Annotated in this window: 17 protein-coding genes; 4 read left to right on the forward strand and 13 right to left on the reverse strand. The window is 68.9% G+C overall.

Features of this window, described 5'->3' with window-relative positions:
- The first annotated feature begins 85 nt into the window (after nt 1-85).
- Nucleotides 86-1,330: an SGNH/GDSL hydrolase family protein gene (locus JI745_RS00785; RefSeq protein WP_201803017.1), complete on the forward strand. Its 1,245-nt coding sequence runs from the start codon at nt 86-88 to the stop codon at nt 1,328-1,330.
- 3 nt (nt 1,331-1,333) lie between these two features.
- On the opposite strand, the gene JI745_RS00790 is transcribed toward JI745_RS00785, so the two are convergent.
- The 7 genes from JI745_RS00790 to JI745_RS00820 all read right to left on the reverse strand — a co-directional run bounded on the left by JI745_RS00790 (nt 1,334) and on the right by JI745_RS00820 (nt 9,347).
- Nucleotides 1,334-2,470 carry an acyltransferase gene (locus JI745_RS00790; protein WP_201803018.1) on the reverse strand — a complete coding sequence of 379 codons (1,137 nt, stop codon included), beginning with the start codon at nt 2,468-2,470 and terminating at the stop codon, nt 1,334-1,336.
- Between the two features lie 92 nt (nt 2,471-2,562).
- Entirely contained in the window at nt 2,563-3,633 is a 1,071-nt protein-coding gene (locus JI745_RS00795; protein WP_201803019.1) for a hypothetical protein, read from the reverse strand.
- Nucleotides 3,630-5,213: a hypothetical protein gene (locus JI745_RS00800; protein WP_201803021.1), complete on the reverse strand. Its 1,584-nt coding sequence runs from the start codon at nt 5,211-5,213 to the stop codon at nt 3,630-3,632. The genes JI745_RS00795 and JI745_RS00800 overlap by 4 nt, the downstream gene beginning before the upstream one ends.
- Nucleotides 5,210-5,815, reverse strand: coding sequence for a lytic transglycosylase domain-containing protein (locus tag JI745_RS26220; protein WP_201803023.1), 606 nt, complete (start codon nt 5,813-5,815; stop codon nt 5,210-5,212). The genes JI745_RS00800 and JI745_RS26220 overlap by 4 nt, the downstream gene beginning before the upstream one ends.
- A gap of 156 nt (nt 5,816-5,971) precedes the next feature.
- Entirely contained in the window at nt 5,972-6,142 is a 171-nt protein-coding gene (locus tag JI745_RS00810) for a hypothetical protein (RefSeq protein ID WP_201803024.1), read from the reverse strand.
- 68 nt (nt 6,143-6,210) lie between these two features.
- Complete coding sequence (locus JI745_RS00815) at nt 6,211-7,302, reverse strand: serine protease (protein ID WP_236674861.1); 1,092 nt, start codon at nt 7,300-7,302, stop codon at nt 6,211-6,213.
- Nucleotides 7,302-9,347 carry a bifunctional UDP-sugar hydrolase/5'-nucleotidase gene (locus JI745_RS00820; protein WP_201803026.1) on the reverse strand — a complete coding sequence of 682 codons (2,046 nt, stop codon included), beginning with the start codon at nt 9,345-9,347 and terminating at the stop codon, nt 7,302-7,304. Before JI745_RS00820 ends, JI745_RS00815 begins: the two co-directional genes overlap by 1 nt.
- Before the next feature lie 256 nt (nt 9,348-9,603).
- Here JI745_RS00820 and JI745_RS00825 point away from each other — a divergent pair, with 256 nt between their 5' ends.
- Both JI745_RS00825 and JI745_RS00830 read left to right on the forward strand, forming a co-directional pair.
- A complete protein-coding gene (locus tag JI745_RS00825; RefSeq protein ID WP_201803027.1) occupies nt 9,604-10,164 on the forward strand; it encodes a hypothetical protein in 561 nt (186 codons plus the stop codon).
- Nucleotides 10,161-12,152 (forward strand): hypothetical protein, encoded by a 1,992-nt coding sequence (locus JI745_RS00830; protein ID WP_201803028.1) that lies wholly within the window; start codon nt 10,161-10,163, stop codon nt 12,150-12,152. The genes JI745_RS00825 and JI745_RS00830 overlap by 4 nt, the downstream gene beginning before the upstream one ends.
- Here JI745_RS00830 and JI745_RS00835 read toward each other — a convergent pair.
- Nucleotides 12,127-12,702, reverse strand: a complete 576-nt coding sequence (locus JI745_RS00835) for a S1C family serine protease (protein WP_201803029.1) — start codon at nt 12,700-12,702, stop codon at nt 12,127-12,129. The two genes, JI745_RS00830 and JI745_RS00835, sit on opposite strands and share 26 nt — an antisense overlap.
- 112 nt (nt 12,703-12,814) lie before the next feature.
- Nucleotides 12,815-12,985 (reverse strand): hypothetical protein, encoded by a 171-nt coding sequence (locus JI745_RS00840; protein WP_201803031.1) that lies wholly within the window; start codon nt 12,983-12,985, stop codon nt 12,815-12,817.
- 212 nt (nt 12,986-13,197) lie between these two features.
- On the opposite strand from JI745_RS00840, the gene JI745_RS00845 reads away from it, so the two are divergent.
- Nucleotides 13,198-13,407, forward strand: coding sequence for a hypothetical protein (locus JI745_RS00845; protein WP_201803033.1), 210 nt, complete (start codon nt 13,198-13,200; stop codon nt 13,405-13,407).
- Between the two features lie 16 nt (nt 13,408-13,423).
- Here the strand turns inward: JI745_RS00845 and JI745_RS00850 are convergent, their stop codons facing one another.
- From JI745_RS00850 to JI745_RS00865, 4 genes are read right to left on the reverse strand one after another with little or no spacing between them, the layout of a single operon-like run.
- Nucleotides 13,424-14,035, reverse strand: coding sequence for a hemolysin III family protein (locus JI745_RS00850; RefSeq protein WP_201803039.1), 612 nt, complete (start codon nt 14,033-14,035; stop codon nt 13,424-13,426).
- Nucleotides 14,036-14,043: 8 nt separating this feature from the next.
- Nucleotides 14,044-14,472, reverse strand: a complete 429-nt coding sequence (locus tag JI745_RS00855; RefSeq protein WP_201803041.1) for a hypothetical protein — start codon at nt 14,470-14,472, stop codon at nt 14,044-14,046.
- 10 nt (nt 14,473-14,482) lie between these two features.
- Entirely contained in the window at nt 14,483-15,268 is a 786-nt protein-coding gene (locus JI745_RS00860) for a hypothetical protein (RefSeq protein ID WP_201803043.1), read from the reverse strand.
- Nucleotides 15,265-17,754 carry a fused MFS/spermidine synthase gene (locus tag JI745_RS00865; protein WP_236674862.1) on the reverse strand — a complete coding sequence of 830 codons (2,490 nt, stop codon included), beginning with the start codon at nt 17,752-17,754 and terminating at the stop codon, nt 15,265-15,267. Before JI745_RS00865 ends, JI745_RS00860 begins: the two co-directional genes overlap by 4 nt.
- Nucleotides 17,755-17,764 lie beyond the last annotated feature (10 nt).

The following is a 17,764-nucleotide window of genomic DNA, read 5'->3' on the forward strand; positions in this document are numbered from 1 at the left end:
TTCGCCCCCAACCGCACCACCTTCGCATCCGCCCGCGCCCGTCAATACGCCACTCGGTCGCCTCCAGGCCGCGCTGGCGCGACCGGTGCTCGGGCGCAGCCCACAGGCGATCACCGTATCGCAGCAGCGCGAGAACAGCATCGACTCCGTCTTCGGCCCCGATGCCCTTGTCTACCCGCCGATCGACAACCCGGGCGCCGCCACGCTCAAGGACATTCCGCAGGTGTGGGGCCACCGACGCGAGCAGTGGGTGATCCGTACGGGGTCAGGCGCGGTGGTGGAAGGGCGTGTGTTGTCGCCCATCATCACCATGGGCTGCGGCCTGCACTTCGATCTGGACGCGCAGGCCTTCGAGATCTTCTACGTCGGGCATTTCGCCAAGGCGACGCTGATCGCGGACGGGCAGTACATGGCGCCACGCTTCATCACGACCACGCTGTCCGATGGGTTCGAGGGCGCCGTGCTGCGCGATGCCAACCGTTTCGTGTGTTTCGACTTCGGCAGCCGTGCACGGCGCAAGGTGTCGGTCTATGCATGGAGCGAGCGTGGCCCGTGCGCGGTGGCAGTGCCAGCCGGCAGCACGATCACCGGGTGGGACCGCTCCAGCGAGCCCTCGATGATCGCGATGGCCGACTCGTACGGCCAGGGCTACGCCGCCGACTGGGACCACAGCCTTTTCTGGGCTGCCGCGGCTCGGCTCGGCATCCCCCACCTCGACATCGACGCCTGGGGTGGAACGGGCTACGCGCGCGTGGGCACCAACCGCCAGACGGCCGACCCGGCCTACACCTTCAGCGGCCGGCTCGAGCGCGCCATCGCGCTGCAGCCCGATCTCTTCATCACCGCGGGCAGTCTCAACGACGTCATCGACCGCCCGTCGGTCGACCTGGACGGCAACGTGATCTATGCCTCGGCGATCGATGCGTTCCAGGGGTTTGGCGAGGCGGTGGCGGCGTACTACGCGCGGCTGCGTGTGGCCTTGCCCGACTGTGTGATCGTTGCCACGGGACCTTGGGCGCCACGGCAGTTCACGCCGACGCATCCGGTGGCGCAGGCGAAGGCCGACGTGATCCTCGAGACGCTGCAGGGCCTCAGCGGCCCCTGGGTGTTCATCGACAACCTGAATGGCGGCTGGGTCAACAGTGCAGGTACCAGCGCACCGAAGACCGGTCCCTGGCAGACCGGCACCGGCACCACGACCTCGCCCCGCGGCGATGGCAACGGCGACCTGTACCTCGACCACGACGGCACGCATCTGACGCGCGAGGGCAAGCAGCATTTCGCCGACGTGCTGGCCGCGAACCTGCGCGACGCCCTCATGGCGCTTTGAAACTCAGCCCGTCCCCCTGAAGACGAGCAGCCGCCGTTCCACCAGCAGGTGGAACGCCACAGAAAGCGCCAAGCACACCCCCAGCGTGACGACCAGCGTCACGGTGGCGCCATAGAAGCCGCGCAGCCCGGCCCCGGTGAGCAGCTTGCACATCAGGCTGATCACGGGGAAATGGATCAGGTACATCGCATATGACGAGTCCGCCAGCACCTTGAGCCAGGGCGGGCCTTCGCTTCGGGGCGACTCGTCTTCCACCCGCGTGAGGCACAGCAGGATCAGGGACGCCAGCATGCCGTAGTAGATGCTCGGGTCGTGTGCCCCGGCGACGCCGAGGTCATCTCCATGGGTGAGCACGGCGATGAAGAGGTAGGTGAGGCCGGCGACCCACGTGAGCCACTTCGCGTTGGGCAATGGCGGCAGCCGCCGGGCCAGCCATGCGGCACCAGCGCCGAACGCGAAGTACAGCATGCTGCCACCGGCCAGGAAGCTGTTGTAGAAGCCGCACTGCCACTCCGTGCAGACGGCCATGTTGGCCGCGAGCACAAGGCACAGCGCGATGCCCGCCACGCGGCTCCAGATCCACACGGCGAGCACGAGGTAGAACGCAATCTCGTAGTGCAGCGTCCACGCCGCAACGAGCACCGGCGCGCCGGTGGCGCCGGCCACGCTCGGGTGCTGCGGAATCAGCAGGAAGGTCTTGACCAGCACCAGTGGGTCGTGCGGGATGGCATCCCGCAGGCTCTCGAAGAAGAGCGCGGGCGCCATCACCACCAGCAGGATGATCCAGTAGGTCGGATACACCCGAAAAGCGCGGCGCCAGAGGAACCCCGGCGCACGGGCAGGCGACCCGATGTCGCGGGCGTAGACGATGGTGAGCAGGAAGCCGCTCAGCACGAAGAAGAACGGAATGCGAGCGCCGCCGAACCCGAAGATGTGCTCGTAGAGGTCGACGCCGAAATACTTGTCGAGCGCCAAGGTGGCACCCAGGTGATACAGCAGCACGGCCACGCCAAGGATGACCCGCAGCACGTTGAGCGACGAATAGGTCGGCTGCCTGGGTCGGTCGCGCGGCAGCGCCTGGGTGCGCGCCTGCGCGCCGGAGGTGGCGAGGGCGCCCCCTGCCGGATATTCGAGTCTCACCGCACGGCCTCTTCTTTGCTTCCCTTGGAAATCCAGTCTAGGCGGGAGCGAATGACTGTTTGGTGAAGTGAAAGCTCAGGGCAGGGGGTCGTTCAGCATGCGCCGGTGAGCGCGAGGAGTTCTCGCGCCTGGTGCTCGAGACGATGCCGCTGGTACCAGCGGAACAGGCGGTCGGCCGTCTCCTGCTGCTTCGCGGGCGATGCGACGGCAGTGCTGCGTTCGGGCAGCACGTGATAGTCGAGCCCAGGCGCCAACCCATCGTCGTTGGCCGTGATGTGGCTGGTGTTGATGGCCACGCAAGCGTGCGCCGCGTACGCGGCGAAGACGCCTGATTTGGCGAGGCCATGCGCTTCGTAGTCGACGAGCCCGAAGCGCGACGACAGCAGCAGCTCGCCAAGTTCGTTTGGCGCAAGCCTGCCGACACGCTGGCAGGGGATGGGTCCTTCCCGGTAGCAGGACTCCCCGCTACCGGCTTCGACCAACGCCTCGATTCCCATGGCCTTGAGCACTGGCTCCCGGCCCCGCAGGGCTGTGAAGGCGCGCTCGCGTGTCGGCGCAGAGCCAAAGACCACCGCGCGCGGCACGCGATCGGACAACAGCGGCGTGCGCAGCGGCTCGCCGACATTCGAGAACACCGGCCGCGCGTGAAGCGGTGTGCCGTGGAGGCCGGCGCTGCCGAGCCAGCGCGCGTGTGCGGCGGTATTGGTCCACATCACGTCGGCCATGCGCGCCAGCCGGCGAGCGATCCACGCCTGAGCGTCGGAGACCCAGAAGGCCGATCTCCACGGCGGGCCGATCGCGAAGAGCTCATGGAACACCACCACCAGGCGCAGCGACGCCCCCCGCCGCCGGCGCAGTGCCGTCAGCTCGTTGAGCAGCCAGAAGCACAGGCCACGCGGCGCGTAGCCATAGCCGGAGAAGTGCAGCACCACGGTGCAGGCGTCGCCGAGTGCCGCGCGGCCGCTCGCGCGGCAGCAGTCGCCCACGCGCTCGTCGAGCGAGCGCTCGCGGGCCAGTGCCTTCGACATCGGCAGCACGTGCGACGGCGTGCCGGCTTCATCCCACTGCGAGGCCAGGCATTGCAGGTAGTCGAGGACACCACCGCGCTCGGTGGGCGTGACCTGGATCAGGACCGGAGCCTGTGCGGCCTCGGTCGCGCTCACCGCCGGCTCGCCGTGCGCAGGCTGTCGGCGGCGCCGATGTCGAACGAGAACACCCGTGCGTCCTGCTCGACGTAGCTGCCACTGCTGGAACGCGTGGCGAAGCCCGCGCCGAAGTTCGCAGGGCCACCGGAGGCGGTGGCGAAGACGACGTCATTGCCGTACGCGGGCAGCGTGCCCAGGGTGCGTGCCGTGCCGGTGGCCGCGTCGTAGCCGATGAGCGAGGCGTTGCTGAAGGCGCGGGCGCCGAAGCCGTTTGCAATGAGGAATCGGGTGCGGTTCTCGCTGACGCCCAGGTTCTCTGCGTTGGCATCGGCCATGCTGATGGGGAAGGCGCCGGTCGGCCACTGCTGCAGCGGTGTTCCCGCCTCGTCGATGATGTCCACACGGTAGTTCACGTTGGGGCTGCCTACGCCGCTCACCTCCCATTTCAGGTGGCGGCCTGCGGCGCTGGTTTGCACCGTCGGCTTGATGTCGATCGGGTAGGGCGATTCAACGCGCAGGCCGCCGGTCTTGGGAAAGCGCACGAGCACGTTGTTGTTGGCGGTGAACACGGTGAGGTAGACCACGTTGATGCCGAGGCTGGCGACGCTGATCACGCCCGTGCCGCTGCCGATGGAGACGGCCGTCGGGTTGACCTTCGAGATGCGCAGGACACGCCACGGCGAGGTGAACACGTAGGTGGGATCGTCGTCGTACACATAGAAGTGATCTGCGTCGAAACCGATCAAGCGCCAGTTCGTGCCGATGGTGAGCGCGGCATCGAGCGGTGTCTCGGTGGCGGTGTTCCCGGTGAAGCTGAACACCGACAAGCGCGTGCCGTCGCCCACCAGCGCGCTGTGTGGCGTGGCGGCCAGCACCTGGGTCAAGGCAAGGGAGCCGGAGGCGCGCAGCGCGAGCGTGCTGCCGCTCCAGAGCTGGATCTCGCGAGGGTAGATCCACCCGCGCGGCGCCAGGGTGATCGGATCGCGTGACACGTCCAGGGGTCGCTCTGCAAGCGGCTGCAGGATGAGCGTCGACCCCGACCCCTCGCGCACTTCCGCCCACCGGTCGTCGGTCGTGCCGCAGTTGCCGTCTGCGCCCGCGGTCGACACCACGAAGCGTGAGTTCTCGGGCTGCGCGTGGTCGTTTGCGCTCAGCAGGAAGCGGCAGGCCGTACTGGTGTCGGAGCGCCTGATCTGCAGGCGCGGCTGTGTGCCATCAGCCTGCAGCCGCACACTGCGCACGTCGCCCCCGAAGATGTAGAAGAGCGAGTGGGACTGCAGGTTGGCCACCGTGGACTGCGCAGCGTTCACGTCGCCTCGCACGATCAGGCGTGTGTCGGTGATCGCGCTGGTGGCGGTCTCGATCACGTACTCGTTTTCCGGCATTGCCGGGTGCAGCAGGGACAAGCCGTGCCGCAGCGCGTTCGTCGGCCCTGATGCCTTGACGGTGTAGCCATAGGTGCCGGAGCTCGGATATCCGCTGACCCCTGGGCTGGGCGCTGGCGCGGTCGTTGAATCACCGTCACCGCCGCCGCAACCTGCGAGGGCAGACAAGGCCAGGACGGAAAGGGCCAGCGTTCGGAGGCGTGGATGCTTCATGGGGCAGTCGTCGGAAAGATGGAGGGATTGTCAAAACGGGCCATCTGTGCGAGCACCCGTGGCACATAGGCCTGGGTCTCGGCGAAGGGCGGCACGCTGCGACGATGGCGATGGACGGCGGCGGCGCCGGCGTTGTAGGCAGCGAGGGCGAGGCGCAGATCACCGCCGAATTCGTCGAGCAGGTGTCGCAGGTGCTGCGCACCGCCGTGGATGTTCTGGGTCGGGTCGAGCGGCTGCCGGACGCCCAGCGCGCGTGCGGTGGCGGGCATCAGCTGCATCAGGCCCAGCGCGCCTTTGGGCGACACGGCATGCGGCACGTGGCGCGATTCGACCGCGATCACCGCGTGCAGCAGTGCCGGCCGCAACGCGTGCCGCCGAGCGGCGTTGGCGACGATGGTGTCGTAGGGACGGTGCAGCGTCGGGCCAGGCAGTGCCGGCGACGGCTCCGCGGCGATCAGCAACTGTGCGCCGGGCAGCCAGCCGCGATCGGACAGCGCGATCGACTCATCTGTGTCCGAGACGAACACGCCTGCAGGCGCACTGTGCGCGAGCGGTGTGCCGAGCGAGACAACGAGAACGAGAAGCTGGAAGGTCACACGCACGCGAGATCACACCGGGCTGCGAAACAGAGCGCGCCAAGGTATCAATGCGATGTGACAGCGCCATCACAGCGCGGCGTGGGGTGGGCCATGGTCCGAACGGACCAGATCGCGTTTCGCGGTCGGGTCATGCCGCAGGAAGCGGCGAGGACGCATCTCTCATGCGAAAAGCTCTCCGGCGACCATTGCGAGGGCGGCGACCACGGCCGCGAGGCCGATGGCCAGCGCCACGGCCCGCTCGTGGCGCTCGCCGTGGGTGGCGCCGGCGTGGTGCTCGAAGCCGGCACGCAGCAGTGCCGGAGGGAGGGTGACGAGTGACATCGGATTCATGGAGTTCCTTTCAACGACGCAGAGGTGTCTCAGGGCTCACTGTGGGTGGCGCTCGTTGCCCGCAGGTTTCATCGGGGAGGCGCCTGCGTTTCATTTGTTCGCATGGCGAGGGGCCGGCGAATCAGCTGCAGGCTGCTGCGCAGTGATCTTTCGTAGACCTCGTCGAGCGGCCGCGGCGATGTGTCGTTCGAGGTCGGGATGCTGGTGACGTTGCGTGCCGAGAGCAGCGTCGGTGTCCCCGTTGGGCCGATGGGGCCGACGAGGCCGATCAGACGGCCGGCGCTGTCGAACACCGGCGCGCCCACGCTGCCCGCTTCGATGGCAATGCCCAGCGGCCGTGGGCCACCGTCGGGCGGCGGCGTGCCGAGAAATCCAGCGCACAGCTGCGGCCACGCAGGTTTTGCGTGCGCGCTCGCGGCATAGCCGGTGACAAACGCCGGGCTGCCCGGGAACGCCTCACGCGGTGCGCGCGAGAGCGTAGCCGGCGTGTCGAGCGGGGCGGCGAGCGCGAGCACCGCTGTGCCGGCCGCGACATCGCGGCTCACCATGCGGGCAGCCTGTGTACGGCCCAGGCCGTTGCGCACCCAAAGCGGTGTCTGCTCGTCAGCCATGGCCAGCGGGACCAGCGCGTGCTGGCCGTCGTCGAGCAGCAGCGCGGAACCGGCGACCACGAGGCCTGGAGGCAGAGGTTCGCCGAGCGACGGCAGTTGCAGCTCGTCGGGGACGCCCGACCGATGAGACGGGCAGGAACTGAGTGGGGCCTGGAGCAAGGGTTCACCAGGCAGCCGCTCCCGCGCGCGAGAGAGCACACTGTGCGCGGCCTGCGTCTGCCCGCCGGCATTCAGCAGATGCGCATAGAGCAGCGCACCATGTGCCTCCTCAGGGTGGGCCCCCGCTGCGTGCGCCGCAAAGGCGACGGCCTGCCGGTAGCCACCTGCCTGCATGCGCGCGCGCACCCAGCCCACCTCGATGCGCGCCGCATGCTGCAGCGCTGCGGCCTGCTCGTAGGCGGCCTGTGCACCCAACGACTCACCGGCGGCCAGCGCCGCATCCGCACGCTCCAGCAGGGAGGCCAATCCGGGCGGCGCCGAAAAATCGCGCGCGCAGGCTGTGCCGCCCAGCAAGGTCAGGCACAGCGCAGCGAGGTGGGCTCTCGGCATCACGGGTTGGTGTTGGCACCGCTCGGGCAGCTGGTGCCGCCCACGCGGTTGATGCGTGGCTTGGCGAGGGCTGGGTCGGCGGGGTTGTAGGGCGCGTTCGGTGCGTTGAAGGCGGCAAGGTACGCGACCAGCGCATCGATGTCCTGCGCACCGCCCAACAGGTTGGTGCCGTTGAGGAACTCACGGTAGCCATCGCCGCCGGTGGCCATGAAGTTGTTGACCGTCACGCGGTAGGTGCGCGTCGGGTTCAGCACCGTGCCGGCGGCGTCGACAAGGGTCTCGGTCTGGCCGTTGGTGGTGAGCGTCACGTTGCGGATGCGCGAGTCGCAGGCCTGCGCGCCGTCCCAGGTGTAGCGGAAGCCGGCCGAGGGCAGCATCAGGCGCGTGGTGGCAGCGCCCTGGTCGCGGCAACCGGCGAACTGCTGCTCAAGCACGTTCTTCAGGCTCTGTGCGGTCAGGGTCATCGTCACCAGGCTGTTGCCGAACGGCTGGGCCGTGAAGGCCTCGCCGTAGGTGATGTTGCCGTTCCCTTCGCCGGCCGGGCTGCTGGCGAACGTGAAGCCGGGGTTGCGCACGCCGCCGCGGTTCATGAAGGCGATCTGCGCGCCGCCGAAGTCGGGTGCTGCGGTGGCGGCCAGTTGCGCATCGGCGATCAGGTCGCCTGCAGGCATGTTGCAGGCGGCGTCGACCGCCGTGTTGGGCAGGTCGGTGGTGATCGAGCCGATCACGCGGCTGGCGATCGGTGACACGAGGTCGTTGTAGCCCGCGATGATGGCGGCCACGTCGGCATTGGGCGTGATTGCGGCGTTGCTGCGGTCGACCAGGCGGTTGGTTGGCGCCACGGCGATGATGTCGCGCGAGCGCGGGTCGATCGTGAGGTCGATGTCGGTCAGCACGCGGCCGAAGGCGCTGGCGCTCGTGACCGGGACCAGGCGGCCGCTGATGTTGGGCAAGCCGGCGCTGCGCGGCGTGATGGTGGCACCGCCGTTGCTCACGTCCACTGTGTTGGCCGAGCAGTTGTAGGCGGCGTGCGTGTGGCCGCTGACGACGAGGTCGACCGCGTTGTCGAGGCGGCTCACCACGCTCGCGATGTCGGAGCCCGCCAGGTTGCCGTCGCAGCCGTTGATGTCGGACAGGCCCGGACCCTGGAAGCCGCCCTGGTGCACCAGCACCACGATGGACTCGATGCCACGGGCGCGCAGGCGGGGCACCAGGGCATTGACGGTGTCGGCCTCGTCGCGGAACTGCAGGCCGGCCACGCCGCTGGGCGTGACGATGGTGGGCGTGCCACGCAGCGTCATGCCGATGAAGGCGACCGGCACGCCGTTGAAGCGCTTGATGCCGACCGCGGGCAGCAGCGTGCGGCCCGTCGCGGTCTCGACCACGTTGGCCGAGAGCCACTGGAACTTCGCGCCGTCGAATCGGCCCGGCCTCTTCGAGCCGAGGCCGCGGCAGCTGTTGGGGTCGGGCACCCCATCCGTGATGTGGCAGCCACCCCGCTGCAGGCGCTTGAGCTCGGCCGCGCCCTTGTCGAACTCATGGTTGCCGACGGCGTTGAACTCGAGGCCGATGTGGTTGAGCGTCTCCACCGCCGGCTCGTCGAAGAAGAGCGCCGAGATGAGCGGCGAGGCGCCGATGAAGTCACCCGCGCCCACCACCACGTTCAGTGGGTTCTGCTTCTTGAGCGCGGCCACGTAGCCGGCCAGGTAGTCGGCACCGCCGACCGCCGGGCGCTGCGCCACCGGCACCGATGTGTTGACACCGAAGGTGCCAGGAGATTGCAGGTTGCCGTGGTAGTCGTTGAAGCCGATCACCTTCACCTTGAACGGCTGCTTGTGTGAATGGCCATGGTTCGGGTGCTTGCGCCCGTCGTGGACGTGTTGATCCCGGCGATCGTCGTCCGCGCCCTCGCGCTCCACGCCGTGGAAGGCGGAGTTGCGCGCGTCGAAATCGAAGTGGTTCCAGCGTTCGCCGGGGCCGATCGCGTGGGCGGCGGTCCCCAGCAGTGCGGTGATCGTGGTCGCGAGCAATGAGCGAATCAACATGGCATCCCTTGAGTTGAGGCGGTGCCGGCAACTTCACCAAGGCGTGGGCCGACCGTCCAGTCGGCACGATCGTTGCGGCAGATGACAACACGTTGAAGCCATGCGGCATCCGGGGCCATGTCGAGACCAGGCGAGGTGTCGGGCACCACCCGCCCGAACAGGCTAGGTCACGGATCGTCAGCGGGTCACGCTCGCGCTTGAGACTCACCGCCCGGAAGGGCCGCCGTCTTGTGGCTGATGAACAGGGAGGGTGCCGATGAAGGCATTGAAGCTTGGGCTGCGCGCGACTGTCGCGGCCCTGTTGTTGGCAGCGGGCTCCGCCCAGGCCGCACTGGTCGAATACAGCGCGACCTGGCTCGGCGGTCAGACGTGGCGCTACGACTACCAGCTGGTCAACAGCGGTCCGGTGGTCGCTTTCGATGAATTCACGGTGTATTTCGATGCGCCGGGCTTGAGCAACCTCTCGGTGTCGGCGTCCCCCGCCGGCTGGAGCAGCCTCGTCGTCCAGCCCGATCCGCAAATTCCCGACGTGGGCTACTTCGACGCGCTTCACCTGGCGGGGCTGGTGCCGGCCGGTGGGCCGCTCACCGGCTTCTCGGTGATGTTCACCGCGCTGCAAGGCTTCGTACCCGGCTCGCAGCGCTACGAGCTGGTGCTCTCGGACCCATTCACCACCGTGCAGACGGGCATGACCGAGGCCGCCGTGTCGGCGGTGCCGCTGCCCGCCCCCGCGCTGTTGCTGCTGGCGGGCCTGGGTCTCGGTGCGGCGGTCCGCCGCCGTCGCGCGCAAGGCTTTGACGTGAAGGAGCCGGCATGACACGCGTGCTCCGCATGTTCTCGTGGTGGCTGTTGCTGCTCGCGTTGGCGATGCTGCCCGGCTTCGTCGTCGCGCAGACCGTCACCGGCCAGGAGCTGGTGAGCTCCGTGCGCTCGGGCCGCACCACCTTCGACTACTCGTACCGCATCACGGTGCGCAACGGCGACGTGGCGCTCAACACCGTGCAAGCCTCGGTGCAGAGCACGTCGCCGGCCACACAGGTGATCAAGCGCACCGTGGCGCTGGGCAACCTGGCCGCCGGCGCCACGCTCACCAGCACCGATGTCTTCACCATCCGCCAAGACCGCACCTTGCCGTTCAACCCGGCCGTGCTCACTTGGACCGTGACGGGCGTGCCGGTGGTCGCCGGCCCCAGCTCGATGGAGATCTCGCTCTCGGAGCCGATCGTCGCGCCCGACGGCAGCATCTCGGTCACGCCCGTGGTACGCGACGCGAACGGCGTGGCGCTCGACAACGCCGCGTTCCAGTTCAGCGTGTCGGTGGCACCGGTGGGTAACGTGATCGGCCGCGCGCCGGTCGTCGACGGCTTGAACGTGAGCTTCCCCAGGCTCGTGAAGCGCCTGCTCAACCAGGACACGTCGATCGACCCCGAAGGCCTCTATGCGGACGGCGACCCGACCGACCCGAATTACGGCAAGGAAACGGGCGGTCGCTACCGCGTGACGGTGTCGCTGGCCGGGTCGTCCATCGTCGCCAACCGTGAAGTCCTGGTGTTGCCGAGCGGCTCGGCCGCCACCACGGTGCAGGCCAGCCGTTATGCCGGCGGGCTGAACGACGTGGTGGCCGCAGCGGCCCGTGCCGCCGAAGCGGGCAACACCAGCGGCCTCGCCGAAGCGCGCGCCGCCTTGCAGACGCTGTCGGCCAACACCGACAACAGCGCCGCTGTGCTGAGCGCCACCCAGGTGCTGGCGCCGGCGAACGGTGGCCTGCTGACGCCGGCCTTCCTGGCGAGCCGCGGCTTCACCGCTGATGCGCAGGACGCGTCTTTCATCACTGCGTTGGCCACGGTGCGCACCCGCATCACCGCCGCCCGCACGCAGGTCGAGGCGCTCAACGTGAATGCGATGACGCAGGACACGCTCAACGCGCTGCAGGCCGCGGCCGCAGCCTATCGGCAGGCCCTGACGGATCTGCAGGCGCTGCGGCTGAGCGCGCTCGGCGCCGCGCAGCAGCAGGTCGCCCTCAACCAGCTGCTGGGCACCGAGCTGCCGCAACTGCTGGACGCGGTGAAGCGCAAGTCAGGTGAGCTGCTGGCCGTGGTGTCGACCTCGTCGGTGCGCGGCGCCTCGTCGTGGGTGGCTGCCTCGAAGAAGGCCCCTGGGCTGCGCGGGCCAGTGTCTCCGCGCGAGTTCTACCAAGGCACGCAGCCAGTGCAGGTGTACTCCTTCGCCGCCTTCGCGTTTTCGATCTTCACCGACCTCTCGGGCACGGCACGCGCCAACATTATCGAGCTCACCGTGACGCTGGTGAACAGCCTCGTCAACATCATGGCGGCCGATGCCATCAATGCGAGCGGTGGCGGTGACGTGTCGATCGACATGTGTCTGGCCAGCTCGTCGGTCGCCTTCGTGTGCCCGAATTACCGCCCGAGCATCATCACCGGCTCGGGCTTCGGGCGCGATGCCTCGGCGGTGCGCGTCGCGCTGGTGGGCTGCATTGGCGGCGACCTGATCCGCAACCTCGTGACGCTGCGCCAGCCCCGCGACATCGCGGCCGGGATCCGCCTCATCAACAAGGTGATCTCGATCACCAACTCCCTGCAGCAGGAAGGCGGCGTGGGCGCGGTGGTTCGGCCCGACTTCATCGACGAGGACGAGCTCTTCGGCGGCGACCGGCTCTACTTCGCCAACGGCTGGCCGCGCGTCAACCAGGGGCGCCTGCCGTGCGTGGGCATCGTGATCGTGACCAACACCGCGAACGGCGGCATCTCGGCGCTCAACCTCAACTTCCTCGGCCAGTGCGGCTGAGTTCGTCGAGCAGCGCTTGCAGTTCAGGGGCGGGCACGGCGAAGCCGAGCCCGTAGCCCCCTGGCACGGTGGCGTTGGCCACGCCGATCACCTGGCCGTGCAGGTCGACCACGGGGCCACCGGAGTTGCCCGGGTTGACGGCCGCGTTGAGCTGCAGGCGCCGAGCCAGTTCGGGCGGCTCCAGCACGGCGCCGGGCAGGGCGCTCACGATGCCGATCGTGGTGGTGGGTGAGGTGCCGAACGGGCATCCGAGGACGAGCACCCACTGGCCCGGAACCGGTGCGTCCCGTGCAATGCGCAGGCCCGACCGGCGGGCCAACGAACCCGGTTGCGGCAAGCGGACCAGGGCAAGGTCGGCCTTCTCGTCGACGAGGGCCATGCGCGCTTCGACGGTGCTGCTCGAGGTGCGCACGATGAGGGGTGCCTTCAGGTCCATGACAACGTGCGCCGCCGTCGCGACGAGCGTGGGATCTTGGAGCGTGAAGCCTGAGCCGCTGATGCCACGGCCGTCACCGACGCCCACGACAGAAGGCGCCAGACGCTCGATCAACGATGTGACCTCGGGCCAGGACACATGACGTGCACAGCCACCCATATTCATCCACGCCCATGCCGCGCCTGCCCAGCGCAGGGCGCGCCGTCGACCTTGGGAGCCGTTCATCTCAGGCAGCGCCGCTGAGGTCGATCTGCCAGCGGCGCGCCAGCGATGTGACAAGAGCGGCGACGAGCAGGCACAGCACGATGCTCCAACCCTTGCGGCGAGACATCCAGAGGCGAGAGACACCGATGCCGGCGACGACCACGATGCCGATCAGGATCAACTCTTTGCCCATCGTGCACACTCTATGAACGGCTCGTGACCGGGGCATGAACGCTGTCGCTCGCTTCTGCCAGCATGCGTCTTGTTCGGCGTGACAGATCGATGACGGCGCTCACCCGGAAATGAAGGGGTATTCCTATCCGCGTCGCGCTCCGGCGATCGGCCGCCACCGGTAGAGTCAGGAATGCGCTGCGACACGAAGCGCCATGAGCTCTGGAGAACGCCATGACCCGGACAGTCACCGTCTACAGCTTCCGCATGTTCAATGAAACGCCTGGCGACTGGATCCAGGCGCCATACAAGGCGGCGCGTCAGACCATCGAGCAGCTTGGAGGCGTGGTGCTGGAAGGTACCGGCGAGGAAGTCGACATCGAATCGCTCGACGACGAAGGGATGTTCCGCCGCATCGCCACGGGTTGGGGCGCGCTGGGCTAGGAGCGCCCGAGCCAGCTCACCAGCGGTCGACCAGCGCGGCGGTGGTGTGCGTCACGCTTCCAAGCACCACAAGAAGGTGCCACTCAGCGTGGGCGAACTTGCGTCGGCCCGAGGCCAGATAGGACCGGACGCCGATCGTGTAGATGGCGGCACCCACCACGAGCAGGCAAAGCGTCGCATCGCTCAACAAGCTCGCCTGCCAAGCGATGCCGGCCACAGCAAGCCATCCCAACAACACGTAGGGCAGAGCTGACCAGGTCGTCTGGACGGCACGGCGGACGATGCTCACCACGGCCCCCCCGATGGCCAGGGCCCACACCACCCCGCCAATCCCTTGTGGCTGGGCCTCGAACAGCGAATATGTCGAAGCGATGAAGAGATAGATCATCGCGTGGTCCAGACGCTCCAATGCGTCCTTCAATACCCCGGGCGTGCAGGCGTGCAGCAGCGCGGACGCGAGGTACATCAGCACCATCACCGCCGCGAACAGCTGCAGCTTGGCGCGCGTCGGCGAATGGCTGGGAACCAGGTCGACAACGTAGGCGAGCAATACGGCAGAAAGCAGAAAGGCGACGGCGTGCACGGCGCTGCTGGCGCGTTCATCGTCGTCGTCGTGCAGGCTAGACATGAAGCTCGCTATTCGCTCACCAGCTCGAAGCCGGTCTGCCGCGCGTGGAACCACGCCAGTTCGAATCGCAGCACCACCTCCTCGCGCAGCGGGCTGGTCAGCGAAAAGCGACAGCTCATCGTGACGTCCCCTTCGTCCTGGCCATCGAGCTGGGTCTTGCTGCCAGCCGCGCAGTTCAGCGCTGTTCCGTTGAGACTCGCAACGAGCGAGGCGCTCGTGTCATCGTGGCTGCCGGCGAAATGTGCGTCGAAGCGCAGCGCCTGCGGACCGCTGCCGGCCGGCCAGCGGCAGCGCACGTCGAGCCGGTCGTGGCGTGGCTGGTGAGCTTCGCAGGGCGATGCGGGCTTGCGAGTGTCGGCGGATGCCGGTTGCGCGGCGCTGAGGTGGCTGGCAAGCAGGCAGGGCGCCAGCAGCGACAGGTGAAGGGCGCGTGTCATGGGCGGTCGTTCAATCGTGGTGGGCGGCCACGCGCGGATCGGCGCTGTCGCTGGGACGGCTCGATGCCGAGGCGAGTGTCGTGTTGGTAGCGGGCACGTCGACCGCCGGCAGCGGTATGGGCGGCCGCGTCGGCAGCGGGAATGCCGTTCCGGGCTCCTGCCCTTGCAGCAGCCACACTCGGCACCGCGAGCCGCCGCACTGTGTGACGAAGCTGAGCCCCGGGCCGAGCACGGCCTGCCAGGCTTGCGCGGTGCTGCGGCCGCGCCAGTTCAGGTCGATCGGGCGCGCTGCGGCGAGCACGGCCAGGTCGCCGCGCAAAGACGAGCCGCTCGCATCCGCAAGGCGTTGGGCGACGAGCAGGCGCGCAGCACCGCTCGCTTCGATCTGCCATTCGCGGCCCTGGCGGGTGACGGCCACGTGCGAATGGCCCGGCCGCGTCTGAACCGTTGCGGCGCTCGGAGAAGACGAGGGCGCAGGCTCGTCGACGAGATCTTCATCGGGGTTGCCCAGCGGTGACGCGACAGCGGCATGCCCCGCCGGGCTCTCGGGTGCGGCGTGGGTGGCGGTGTCGGTTCCGGCCTCGAAGAAACGCACGAGGGTCGCCAGCACCGCGATGGCGAGCGCACCGCCGAGCACCCACCAGCCCCAGGTTGCGCGCGGGTCGCCGGCCTCGCCTGCGTGCCACGGTATCGCGGGCCCGTCGCCATAGAAGCGGTCGGCCTCGGCCTGCGCCTGCGCCTGCAGCTCCATGGGCATCGACGAGGCCGGCACTTCGAAGCTTGATTGCGTGCTCATCGTCCGGTCCCCTGCAGGCGAGCGATCTCGTCTTCGAGCGCGCGCGCGGCCGGGGCATCCAGCCGCGCGAGTGCGGCGGCCATGTGCCGCAGTGGCTCCGCTGCGGGGCTGAACTCGGGGCTGATGCGCAGCACCTCGAGCAGGGGCTCCCGTACCTGGGCGAGCATGCGCTGCACGTCGCGCGTGGGCTGGACGTCGCGGCCTGCCGCAAGGAAGCGGTCACGAGCCTGCCAATAGGCGACGAGGCGCGTGGACGTCGCAGCATCGGCGCTCAGCACTTCGGCAGGATGTACCTGCAACTCGCCAAGCAGCGCAAGCAGTCGGTCGCGCGGGTGGGAGTCGGGGGAATAGGTGACGCGTGGAGCTCGATAAGCCACGACGGGCCGGTCATCGCGGTTCGGCTCAGCTCCCGCGGATAGACGTGCGAGCGCTTTCGGGCCCGCGATCACGCTGCCGAGCAATGCCACCTCGTCGCGCAGGCCCCAGGCGGCCGAGGGCTCCGGCAGAGCCGCGCTGCGTAAGCGCTCCCCTACCGTGGCGATGTCGATGGGGCCGCTGCCAGGTCGGGAGATGAGCCCGACCACCGGCGTGTCGAGGCTCAGCGTGGCGAGCACCGCGAGGCCCTCGGGCTCGGCCTCCACGAAGGCTGCGACGATGCTGCGCAGCGTGGGCAGGTCCAGCTGGTGCAGCGGCAGCCACTGGCAGAAGAGCCCGCCTGGTGCGAGCCGTGCCCGCACTGCGCGGAAGTGCTCCACGGTGTAGAGCGAGGCCGAGCCGCTGCGTGCGGGATGGAAGTTGTCGGACACGATGACGTCATATCGCTGCCCCGTCGTGCCTACATGCCGGCGGGCGTCGCCTGCGATGACCTGCAGGCGCGCCGATGTGTCATGGCCCAGCACATCTGCGAAGAGTGCCGACGCGTCGATGACCTCCGGCACGAGTTCCACGACCTGCACATGCAACTGCGCGTCGAGCGCTGCAGCGCGCGCGGTGACGCCGGTGCCCAGGCCCAGGAAGAGCGCCTGGCGCGGCGCCGGGTGCAGCAGCACCGGGACCAGCGCCTGGCGAGCGTCGGCATATGCCGTGGCGCTGCTGCCTTCCTGCTGGCGGTTGTCGATGTGCAGACGAGCAACACCATGTGCATCTTCGACGACGCTCACGGCACCAAGTGTGCCGTCGCGGTGGCTGATGATGCGTCCGCCCTCTGGTATGTCGATGAAAGCGAGTGGAGGGGTGACGAGCGCCAGCACCCCGGCTGCCACGGCGATGCCCACCGGACCGGCAGGTCGCATGACCCTCAGCGCGAGCAGCACATACCCGACCACCACCACGAGCAACGCCAGCTTGTGGCCAACGGCCGGTGCGAGCACCACGCCGAAGACCAGGGGTGCCATTGCCGCGCCGAGGGTGTTGACCGCCAGCGCCCTGCCGAAGCCCTGACCCTGCGCAACGGCCTGCGTGGCGAGGTGGCTGAAGAGTGCGCCCATCACGACGGTGGGCACGCCGAACGCCGCGGCCGCGAGCACGGCCTCGGCTGCAATGGCCGCGGCCATCCCCGCGCCGGTGGTGGCCAGCAGGGCTGACTTGAGCGTGCCTGCAGCCCAGAGGCTCGCCGTGCCGCACAGCGCCGTGATGGCCAGCGCCATCAGCAAAACCCCGGTGGTCTGCGTTGCGTCGGGGCGGCCCACGCGCCAGCGCTGGTAGGCCGCCGCGCCCCATGCCGTGCCGACGAGGTAGACGGCCAGCAGCATCGCAAACGTGTACACGGTGTTCTCGGACACCTGACGCAGCACGCGCACCACCAGCACCTCATAGCCGATGCCCAGAAGCCCGGTCGCGGCGAGCAGCACCAGGGGCTGGCGAGACGGTGTTGCCGCCGCGTCCGATGCGGCGCGCGGTGCATCGCGCCCGAGGAGCCAGGGCGCGGCCACTGCACACAGCAGGTTGAGCGCCGCACACAGGGCGGCGGTCGCCGACAGCCCATGTGTGGGTACCAGCCAGAACGCCGCGGCGAGCACGCCCAGCACCGCGCCGAGCGTGTTGCCTGCATAGAGCAGCGCGAGCGAGTCGCCACGCCGCGCACCGCGGGCAAGCGCGCGTTCGAGTGCGGGCAAGGTGGCGCCCATCGCGGCCGTGGCAGGCAGCAGCAGCACCAAGGTCCCGCCAAAGGCGACGGCGGCTTGCCAAGCCGCGCTCGGGTCGTCGCCGGTGATCAGCATCAGCGCGCGACCGGCCTGCGGCATTGCCCACACGAGCGCGAGGCCCCAGATTCCGATGACGGCTTCGCACACCGCGTACCAGCGACCCGGGTGAGTGCTTGTCTCTGCGCGGCGGCCGAGTGCCACGGCGCCGAGTGCCAGGCCGGCGAAGAAGCTGCCCACCACCGCCAGAACGGCGCTCGACTCATGCCCCAACCACACGGTGGCCTGCTGCGTCCACACGATCTGGTAGCCAAGCGCGGCAAACCCCGAGGCGATCATCAGCATGAGCGCCGCC

This window comes from Piscinibacter sp. HJYY11 (genome assembly GCF_016735515.1).
In the GTDB taxonomy this organism is placed as follows: Bacteria; Pseudomonadota; Gammaproteobacteria; order Burkholderiales; family Burkholderiaceae_C; genus Rhizobacter.

Bases quoted from the DNA above. Each gene is read 5' to 3' on its own strand.
- JI745_RS00840 (WP_201803031.1), bottom strand. From the start codon at position 12,985: ATGGGCAAAGAGTTGATCCTGATCGGCATCGTGGTCGTCGCCGGCATC.
- JI745_RS00800 (WP_201803021.1), bottom strand. From the start codon at position 5,213: ATGAAGCATCCACGCCTCCGAACGCTGGCCCTTTCCGTCCTGGCCTTG.
- JI745_RS00850 (WP_201803039.1), bottom strand. From the start codon at position 14,035: ATGTCTAGCCTGCACGACGACGACGATGAACGCGCCAGCAGCGCCGTG.
- JI745_RS00820 (WP_201803026.1), bottom strand. From the start codon at position 9,347: ATGTTGATTCGCTCATTGCTCGCGACCACGATCACCGCACTGCTGGGG.
- JI745_RS00860 (WP_201803043.1), bottom strand. From the start codon at position 15,268: ATGAGCACGCAATCAAGCTTCGAAGTGCCGGCCTCGTCGATGCCCATG.
- JI745_RS00855 (WP_201803041.1), bottom strand. From the start codon at position 14,472: ATGACACGCGCCCTTCACCTGTCGCTGCTGGCGCCCTGCCTGCTTGCC.
- JI745_RS00810 (WP_201803024.1), bottom strand. From the start codon at position 6,142: ATGAATCCGATGTCACTCGTCACCCTCCCTCCGGCACTGCTGCGTGCC.
- JI745_RS00825 (WP_201803027.1), top strand. From the start codon at position 9,604: ATGAAGGCATTGAAGCTTGGGCTGCGCGCGACTGTCGCGGCCCTGTTG.
- JI745_RS00830 (WP_201803028.1), top strand. From the start codon at position 10,161: ATGACACGCGTGCTCCGCATGTTCTCGTGGTGGCTGTTGCTGCTCGCG.
- JI745_RS00865 (WP_236674862.1), bottom strand. From the start codon at position 17,754: ATGCTGATGATCGCCTCGGGGTTTGCCGCGCTTGGCTACCAGATCGTG.
- JI745_RS00815 (WP_236674861.1), bottom strand. From the start codon at position 7,302: ATGCCGAGAGCCCACCTCGCTGCGCTGTGCCTGACCTTGCTGGGCGGC.
- JI745_RS00845 (WP_201803033.1), top strand. From the start codon at position 13,198: ATGACCCGGACAGTCACCGTCTACAGCTTCCGCATGTTCAATGAAACG.